The sequence below is a fragment of the Mycobacterium sp. TH-M82 genome (genome assembly GCF_057473605.1).
In genome coordinates, this window is record NZ_JBYCKY010000614.1 from 1 (window position 1) to 8,333 (window position 8,333).

The following is an 8,333-nucleotide window of genomic DNA, read 5'->3' on the forward strand; positions in this document are numbered from 1 at the left end:
TCCCGTAATCGGTGCCCGCCGCGATCGCCAGCATCACCATGATGTTGACCGCGAATGTGGTGAGGCCCATGACGTTGTGATATCCAAGGAACGCGACTACCCCTCGGGCGCAGGACAATTCCAGCAGCGTCAGGAAAAGCTGCGCCAACATCGTGGTGAGCGATCGAAAGACGACCAGCAACATGATCGCGACCGCGCCGATGGTGAACAGCGTGATCTTCCCCAGGCTCGCGTCGCCGATTGCCCGCAGGTCTGCGGTGAGCGCCGCCGGTCCGGTGACATACGCCTGTACGCCGGGTGGCGCCGGGGTGTCGGCGACCGCCTTGCGAACCGCTTCGACGGATTCATTGGCGTAGGTGGTGCCCTGGTTGCCGACAAGGTTGAGCAGGACATAGGCGCTCTTGGCGTCGGCGCTCTGGACACCGGCCGCGGTTAGTCTGTCGCTCCAGAAATCCTGAATATGCTCGACGTACGCGGGGTTTTTTGCCAGCTTCTTGAGTATTTCGTCGTAGTAGTGATGGGCGGTCTCCCCGAGTTCCTGCTGTCCCTCCAGAACCAGCATCACCGTGCTATTGGAGTTGTATTCCTTGAAATTCTGGCCGACCCGCATCATCGCCTGCATCGACGGGGCGTCCATCGGAGCCAGCGGTGTCGAGTGCTCCTCGGAGATCACTTCCAGCTGCGGAACCAGGGTGTTCACCGCGATGGTGAGCAGCACCCAGAAGACGATGATCGGTACCGCGAAGATGCGCACCATGTGTGCGAAGAACGGCCGCTTACCGCGGGTGTCGGTGTGTCTGGCAGTGGGCGCCGTCATCCGGATTTCACCAGGCAGAAGGTCTGGGCGTTGCCGCCGACGGCGCGCCGTTCGTCGAGAAGCCGATTGTCGATCTTGATGCGGCAGCCGATTTCGCCGGTGTTCCCCTGCGCCGAGATGTTGGCCATGACCGCGGGGAGGACGGTGACGACGGTGTACGACCACGGCAGTGGCACGCCGTCGAGCTGGTGGACGTTGGCCTCGGCGTCCCAGTAGTTGATGCTGGCGGTGGTACCGGGGGGGCCGAAAACCTCGTAGCCGATGTATTTCGGATTGAACTGCACGATCTCGATCCCCGCGCCCGCGTTGGCGTTGAGATCCTGAGACGCGAAGATCCGGTGCAGCCGTGCGACGGCCACGCTGGAAACAGCGATCACCACCACGAAGACCAGTGGTATCCATGCCTTTTTGAGGCCGCGGGTAGCGGAGATCGCCTTCACCTCACCGCCTTCCGCCAGTCCGTCGCGAATCACCCGAGGGGCAGCATAACCTTCGCTTGTCTAAGGATCGTAGGGGGTGCGTCTCTGCGGCGCAGGAATTCGGGTCAGCAGATCCCGCCTGTTGGCGCTGAGCGTCACCGGGGCCGAGCGTAGGCCGAAGCGCTCCGCTACCATGCCGTCATGGCCGCTGTGATACATCGACTCTCGACTGGCGCCGCGCTTGTCGCGCTTGCCGCGCTGACCGCCGTGGCGGTGCCGGTGCTTTCCGGCTGTGCCAACAGCGACAAGGCCGGCCCGGCCAGTTCCCCGCTGGCGACGACCACCACCTCCGGTGCATCGTGGTCCCGGCCGGACAGCCCGCCCGACCCGCAGACGCTGTTGCGCGCCGCAGCGACGGCCGTCGCGAAAGCGCCGGATACCACGCTGACTTTCATCGAAAGCGAGACCGACGACGCGGGAACCTGGAAGGTTCGGTTGACCAGCCCGGACGGCACCGAGCAGCAGCTGAAAATCGGCGTCGACGGCATCACCGTGCTGGTCGGGCCCACCCTCAACAACGACAGCGCCGCAGACAAGGAAAAACGCCGCGCCCTGTTGCACGGGGCGCAGGCCGCGCAACTGGACTACCGGACGGCGGTGGACAAGATGCTGGCGGCGGTGCCGAACGGCTCGATCACCGAACTGAAGCTCACCGGCACCGACGCCACCACCGACTGGGAAGCCCAAGTGTGGGACACCTACCTGGTCGAACACGAAGTCACCGTCAACGCGGTCTCCGGTGACCTGGTGGCTAACAAGCAGGTCTGACCTTCGGCCCGGCCCGGCCGGTGACCGGCGGCAGGTCGGCCAGCGTGATAATGCCCGGTCGCGCGGCGACCACCGCCGGAACCGCATTGGTGACCGGCATCGCGGTGTAGATCGAGCCCAGCCCGCCGAAGCCCGGTTCGGCCCAATTCTTCGGCGGCAGGCAGTGGATGACGGTGCGCATGTTGGGTACCCCGAACAGCTGAATCACATGGCCGTCCGCCACCGGTTTGGGCGGCGTGACGTGATCGCCCATCACCCAATTGAATCCGACGCTGACCACATTGCGCCCGCCGGCCCAGCCGCGGTGGTACCCGTAGACGCTGCCGACGGTTCCGGCGGGGATTCGCATGAAGCCCAGGTCGCTGTCCCTGGTGGCCGCGGTGAACTGTACGTCGAAGCTCACGCGGTCCAGCTCCGCTCCGATCGCGTCGGCCATCATCGCCGCCGACTCGGCGAATACCTCGGATTCGGCGCGCACACTTTCGGCCAGGCCGGGAGTGTCGGGATCCTGCGAGAAACCCATCGCTGCCATGGTGCCCGCCGACTGGTAGCTCGAGCAGTCGACCGACTCGGTAATGCGAATCTCGTCGACCCGCTCGCAGCAACCGGACAGCACCATGCCGACCATGTTGGTGATCCCGGGATGTGCCCCGCTGCCAAAGATCGTCGACTGCCCCGCTGAGCAGGCGTCTTCGATGCGTTTGCGGTCTGCGGGACTCTGTTTGCCGCCGGTGATCCAGGCCGCCGTGGAACAGACGTTTACGCCGGCCTCCAGCAGCCGGACCAGCTCATCGACGCTGGGCCAGAGCGGGTTGTAGCAGCACGCGTCCGGTTTAAGCGTGAGCAGTGCGTCGACGTCGTTGGTGGCGGTGATCCCGGTGGGTTCCGGCCAGCCGGCCAGCTGGGCGGCGTCGATGCCGACCTTGTCGGGACCGTGTGCGTAGACGCCGACCAACTCCATGTCGGGCCGGCCGATGATCGCGTGCAGCGATCGCCGTCCGACGTTGCCGGTCGTCCACTGGATTACCCGCAGCGGCGTGCTCATGGTTCCCTACCATATGGGGGCTTCTTCTGAGGCCACTCCTCTGTCGCGACTTGGCGGGGCCTCCCGTTTGTGCAGGGGCTACAGCGTGACGACGTCGTAGTCGCCGAGGTGGTCGACAAGGACATGCAACTGGTCCTGCGACGACCCCAGGGTGTACTCGATCGCGGTGAGCCGGGCGGCGTAATGGCCGACCGGATACTCCCAGGTCATGCCGATACCGCCGTGCAACTGAATTGCCTCCTGGGCGATGTGCCGCCCGGACCGCCCGACCTGCAGTTTGGCCCGCGCCGCGATCACCGGGTCGATGGTGCCGTCGGCGATCGACATTGCGGCGTAGAAGTTCATGCTGCGGGCCATCTCCAACGAGACGTACATGTCGGCAGCGCGCTGGGTCAGGGTCTGGAACGTGTTGAGGGTGACCCCGAACTGCTTACGGGTCTTGAGGTATTCGGTGGTAAGCCGCAACGCCTCCTCCATCGCGCCGACCGCCTCGGCGCACAGCGCCGACTGGGTGCGGATGACGGTCCCGGCAATTGCCGCAGACGCGTCGACCGGGGCGCCGAGCGGCTGCGCGGGTGTGCGGTCCAGATCGATCTGCGCGGCACGCTGGCCGTCGAAGGTCCGGTACGGATGGCGGTTGACGGTCGGCGCATCCACCAGGAACAAGCCGGTACCGCCGTCCGGCAGCGCCGCGCTGACCACCAGCGTGTCGGCGCATTCGCCAGCCGGGACGGGGTTCTTCCGACCGCTCAACAGCCACGATTCACCATGTGGGAGTGCAGCGGTCGTCACAGCCGACGCAACCGAACGCATTCCCGGTTCGAGGTGCGCGAACGCGAGCATCCGTCGGCCTGCCGCAACTTCCTCGACCAGCGCGTGCTGTTCGGCGTTACCCTGCTCGACGACCAGCCTGCCCGGCCCCAATGCCGCCGCGAAGATGGGTTCGGGCGCCAGGCGCCGCCCGATCTCGGTCAGCACCAGCAGGATCTCGATCGGACCGGACTCGCTCGAGTCGAAACCGAGTCCGAGAATCCCGGCCTCGGCCAGCTGCTTCCACACTTCGCGGCTCCAGCCCAGGTCGGTCGCCACGACGCTGTTACGGCTTTCCGTGTCATAGCTGCGAAACACCAAGTCGTGGACGGTTTCCCGCAGCAGGACCTGTTCGTCGCTCAAATGGAAGTCCATGGCCGCCTCACAAACCCAGGATGGTGGACGCGATGACGGTTCGTTGAATTTCGTTGCTGCCACCATAAATCGATGCCTTGCGGTAGTTGAGATACCGCGGTGCGGCCCGCCGCGCCCACCCCGGTGATGCGATGTCGCTGTCGTCACCGTCGGCGAACGGCAACGCGTCGGGGCCGGCCACCTCGACCAGCAGCTCGATCGTCGCCTGCTGCAGTTGACTGCCGTGCAGCTTGAGTACCGACGACGCTGGGTTGGGTCTGCCGCGCGCAGAACCGGTCGCCACCCGCATCTGAGTGAGTTCCAGTGCCAGCAACCCGTTTTCAGCCTCGGCCAACCTGGCCGCGAACAGCGGGTCGAAGAGCATGCCTGTCGCTGCGGCGTGTTTTTTCACCTCGGCCAGCAGGACCTTGGTGCGGCCCACCCCGGCGATGCCGGTCCGCTCGTTGCCCAGCAGGAACTTCGCGTACATCCAGCCGTGATTCTCCTCGCCGACCAGCTGGGTGGCGGGCACCCGGACGTCGGAGAAGAACACCTCGTTGACCTCCACGCCGCCGTCGATGAGCTTGATCGGTCGCATAGTGACACCCGGCGTCGACACCTCGAACAGCAGAAACGAGATGCCGGCCTGGCGTTTCGGCGCCTGCGGGTCAGTGCGCACCAGGCAGAAGATCCAGTCCGCGTACTGACCCAGCGTGGTCCAGGTCTTCTGCCCGTTGACGATGTAGCCGTCACCGTCCCATGTCGCGGTGGTGCGCAACGACGCCAGGTCCGAGCCGGCTTCCGGTTCGGAAAAGCCCTGACACCACCAGATATCCAGGTTCGCGGTGGCGGGCAGGAAGCGTTTCTTGAGCTCAGGGGAACCGAATTCGGCGATTACCGGGCCGACCATCGTGGTGTTGAAGCTCAGCGGCTCCGGCACGCATGCCAGCTGCATCTCGTCGAGCCAGATCTGCTTTTGGATGGCTGTCCAGTCCTTGCCGCCCCACTCGACCGGCCAGTTGGGCACGGCGAGCCCGTGGGCGTTGAGGATCTGCTGGGTGGCGACGAGGTCGTCGGGCAGCACCGGCACGCCCAAGCGGACCCGCTCGCGGATCTCCGCAGGGATTTCGGTGGTGTAGAAGCTGCGAAGTTCATCGCGGAAGGCGGCTTGTTCCGCGGTGAGCGCCAGTTGCATAGAGCCGTCTCCTGGTCCCTTCGGTGATGACCCAACCAGTGCAGTATCGTGGCGAATCGTATGCTGTGTACGCTTTTCGGTGTAGCGGCGGTCAAAAAGTAAGGCAAATTAGGCAAGGTAGGCCAAGTGAAACGGTCCGTCATCGCTGTGTCGGTGTTCTCCTTGGTGACGGTATCCGGTTCGGCATCATGTTCGATGCAGCCGAGCGACTCAGGGGTAATGACGACCTTCCCGTCGACGCCGCCGCCCGCTCCGAAAGTCGCCCGGATCGGTCAGACCCTCGACCTCATGCGCATCGGCGAGCAGCCGATCGCGGTGACGCTGGTGCAGGTCATCAATCCGGCGACCGTTCCGAACGGCTGGTCCGAACCCGGGAAAACCTATATCGCCACCAAACTGACGATCAAAAACGTCGGGTCGACGACCATCGTCGGCAACAGCAACAGCAATGTCACGATGGTCGGATCCGACAAGCAGGAATACACCGCTGACCTTGCGACCGTGATCGAGTGCAGGGACTTCATCGATGGGTGGTTCATCATCCCGGTGGGTTCCACCGCGGCCGGCTGCGTGGTGTTCAAGCTTCCGCCGGGCGTCACGCCGGCAAAGGTCACGTACACGCCGTCATCGGGGATCGCCCGTGATGTCGGCGAGTGGCTGAGCACCTGAGAGCAGCCACCACCGTTGCCACCGTGATGGTCCTGGCGGTGGCTGGGATGGTGGCTGGCTGCGGCGATGAGCAGCACAACACCGGGAGAACCCGGTTTCTGCACAGCCTGGTACTGGCCCACAGTTTGGCTCTGTACCCGGTCTGATCGGGTGATCCGGCCGGTCGCCACGGCTACGGTCGGCGCATGCGAACCGAACTGCCCGGTGAGCGGCTGCGCCGGCGACTCGCCGGCCAACCGGGAACCGACACCACCGACGACCAGCACGACGGGCCGGACCCGGCCGGCTCGGACGACGATCCCAACTCGCTGCTGCCGCGTTGGCTGCCCGACGGGTCCGCTACCGACGGCGGGCCGGCCTGGTTGGACAAGGTGCGCGCCGACCCCGGCCGGGCCGGTGCCATCGCGCTGGCGGCAGTGGCCGCCATCGCGGTGCTGATCACCGTGTTCACCATGATCCGGGACCGGCCGGCGCCGGTGATGTCGGCGAAACTCCCCCCGGTGGAGATGGTTTCCTCGGCGAGCCCCCATGCCAGCTCAAGCCCGGGTGCGGCGAACGGATCCGACGAGCCGGTGGTGGTCAGTGTGGTCGGGTTGGTGCACAGTCCCGGGTTGGCGACGTTGGCGCCCGGCGCCCGCATCGCCGACGCGCTCACCGCTGCCGGCGGTGCGCTGGACGGCGCGGACACCGTCGGGTTGAACATGGCGCGCCAGCTCGCCGATGGCGAGCAGATCGTCGTCGGGATCGCGCCGCCGTCCGGGCAACCGACCGTCTTGGGCAGCTCGGTCGGCGGCGGTTCGACCGGCCCAGCCGGCCCAGCCGGCTCCAACGCCCCTGGTGCCGTGCCGGCCCCCAGCCGACCCAAACCAGGTGAGTTGGTCAACCTCAACACCGCGACGGTCGAGCAACTGGACGCGCTGCCCGGCGTCGGCCCGGTGACCGCCGCCGCGATCGTGGCGTGGCGCGACGTCCACGGCAAGTTCACCAGTGTCGACCAGCTCGGTGAGGTGGACGGTATCGGCCCGGCGCGCCTGGCGAAGCTGCGTCCCCTGGTCCGTACCTGAACTCGCTGCGGCATCCGGTCCGACGGCTTGTTGACCTCGGGGCTCCGGCTGGATGTTCGGCTGGTTCCGGCAGCGCTGACCAGCTGGATCGTCACCGCAGCCGGGATCGTGTGGCCGGTCGGGGGCATGATCGCGGCGCTGTGCGTACTGCTGGGTGCCGCATCGGGTGCGCTGTGGTGGCACGCCGAACGGGTTTCCCGCCCGGGATGGCGCATACTGAGCGCCAATCTGGTCGCGGTCGCAGTGGTGGGGGCGGGTTTCGGGTGCGCGATCGGGCTGCGGGCCGGCGCGATCCGTCACCACCCGGTCACCGCGGCGTTCGGCACCGTCGCTGCGGTGACGGTCACCCCCAGTGAGAGTGCGCTGCCGGCGGGAGGGGGCCGGCTGATATTCCGCGCCACCCTGCAGCGGCTGGGCGGTGACGTGTCGTCCGGCCGGGTGGTGGTTTTTGCGCCCAGTGCGGACTTCGGCGAGCTGACGGTGGGTCAACCGGTGGCTTTCCGTGCGCGCATCGCCCGTCCCGCCCGGCGCGACCTGACGGTGGCGGTGCTGACCGCCACCGGGCCGCCCGCCTGGGGCCGCGCCGGGGTGGCCCAGCGGATCGCCCACACCGTCCGCACCCGGTTCGCCGCCACCGCCCGCCAGGCGTTACCCGGCGAGCAGGCCAGGATGTTGCCGGCGCTGGTGCTCGGTGACACCTCCGCGGTCACCGGCGCCACCAGCCGAGAGTTCCGCGACTCCAACCTGATGCATCTGATGGCGGTGTCCGGGGCCAACGTCACGATCGTCTGCGGGGCGGTGCTGTTCTCGGCGCGGCTGGTCGGCCCGCGCGCCGCGGTGTGCGTGGCGTGGGCCGCGCAGCTGGTGACCGCTCCGCTAATCGCCGGAGTGTCGGGCCGCGTCAGCTTGGTCGGTGTGGCGGCCAACCTCGCGGTGGCGGCGCTGGTCGCGCCGATCACCGTGCTGGGCAGCACGGCTGCGGCGTTGTGCGGGTGGTGGCCGGCCGGCGCGCAGTTGTTGATCCGGTTCACCGGTCCGGAATTGTGGTGGGTCTGCCGGATCGCGCACTGGTCGGCCGGTATGCCGGCGGCCAGCGCGCCCGTTCCGGCCGGGCTGGCCGGTGTGGTCGGCG

At 67.0% G+C, this 8,333-nt stretch carries 10 protein-coding genes; 5 read left to right on the top strand and 5 right to left on the bottom strand.

The window, feature by feature from the left end:
* Both AC2VON_RS18180 and AC2VON_RS18185 read right to left on the bottom strand, forming a co-directional pair.
* Window positions 1-817 (bottom strand): MMPL family transporter (locus AC2VON_RS18180; RefSeq protein WP_486954205.1); only part of this gene is annotated, 817 nt, incomplete at its 3' end.
* Window positions 814-1,290: an MmpS family transport accessory protein gene (locus tag AC2VON_RS18185; protein WP_486954206.1), complete on the bottom strand. Its 477-nt coding sequence runs from the start codon at window positions 1,288-1,290 to the stop codon at window positions 814-816. The genes AC2VON_RS18180 and AC2VON_RS18185, both read right to left, overlap by 4 nt.
* A gap of 147 nt (window positions 1,291-1,437) precedes the next feature.
* Between AC2VON_RS18185 and AC2VON_RS18190 the strand changes: the two genes are divergently transcribed.
* Window positions 1,438-2,064, top strand: a complete 627-nt coding sequence (locus AC2VON_RS18190) for a PepSY domain-containing protein (protein ID WP_486954207.1) — start codon at window positions 1,438-1,440, stop codon at window positions 2,062-2,064.
* Here the strand turns inward: AC2VON_RS18190 and AC2VON_RS18195 are convergent.
* The 3 genes from AC2VON_RS18195 to AC2VON_RS18205 form a co-directional block, all read right to left on the bottom strand.
* A complete protein-coding gene (locus AC2VON_RS18195) occupies window positions 2,048-3,109 on the bottom strand; it encodes an NAD(P)H-dependent amine dehydrogenase family protein (RefSeq protein ID WP_486954208.1) in 1,062 nt (353 codons plus the stop codon). The genes AC2VON_RS18190 and AC2VON_RS18195 overlap by 17 nt on opposite strands.
* 78 nt (window positions 3,110-3,187) lie before the next feature.
* Window positions 3,188-4,294: an acyl-CoA dehydrogenase family protein gene (locus AC2VON_RS18200; protein ID WP_486954209.1), complete on the bottom strand. Its 1,107-nt coding sequence runs from the start codon at window positions 4,292-4,294 to the stop codon at window positions 3,188-3,190.
* 7 nt (window positions 4,295-4,301) lie between these two features.
* Complete coding sequence (locus tag AC2VON_RS18205) at window positions 4,302-5,468, bottom strand: acyl-CoA dehydrogenase family protein (RefSeq protein ID WP_486954210.1); 1,167 nt, start codon at window positions 5,466-5,468, stop codon at window positions 4,302-4,304.
* Window positions 5,469-5,594: 126 nt separating this feature from the next.
* On the opposite strand from AC2VON_RS18205, the gene AC2VON_RS18210 reads away from it, so the two are divergent.
* The 4 genes from AC2VON_RS18210 to AC2VON_RS18225 all read left to right on the top strand — a co-directional run.
* Complete coding sequence (locus tag AC2VON_RS18210) at window positions 5,595-6,137, top strand: DUF4352 domain-containing protein (RefSeq protein ID WP_486954211.1); 543 nt, start codon at window positions 5,595-5,597, stop codon at window positions 6,135-6,137.
* Window positions 6,122-6,283: a hypothetical protein gene (locus tag AC2VON_RS18215; protein ID WP_486954212.1), complete on the top strand. Its 162-nt coding sequence runs from the start codon at window positions 6,122-6,124 to the stop codon at window positions 6,281-6,283. Before AC2VON_RS18210 ends, AC2VON_RS18215 begins: the two co-directional genes overlap by 16 nt.
* A gap of 39 nt (window positions 6,284-6,322) precedes the next feature.
* A complete protein-coding gene (locus AC2VON_RS18220; RefSeq protein WP_486954213.1) occupies window positions 6,323-7,201 on the top strand; it encodes a ComEA family DNA-binding protein in 879 nt (292 codons plus the stop codon).
* 27 nt (window positions 7,202-7,228) lie between these two features.
* Window positions 7,229-8,333: ComEC/Rec2 family competence protein (locus tag AC2VON_RS18225; RefSeq protein ID WP_486954214.1), on the top strand; the 1,105-nt coding region annotated here is incomplete at its 3' end.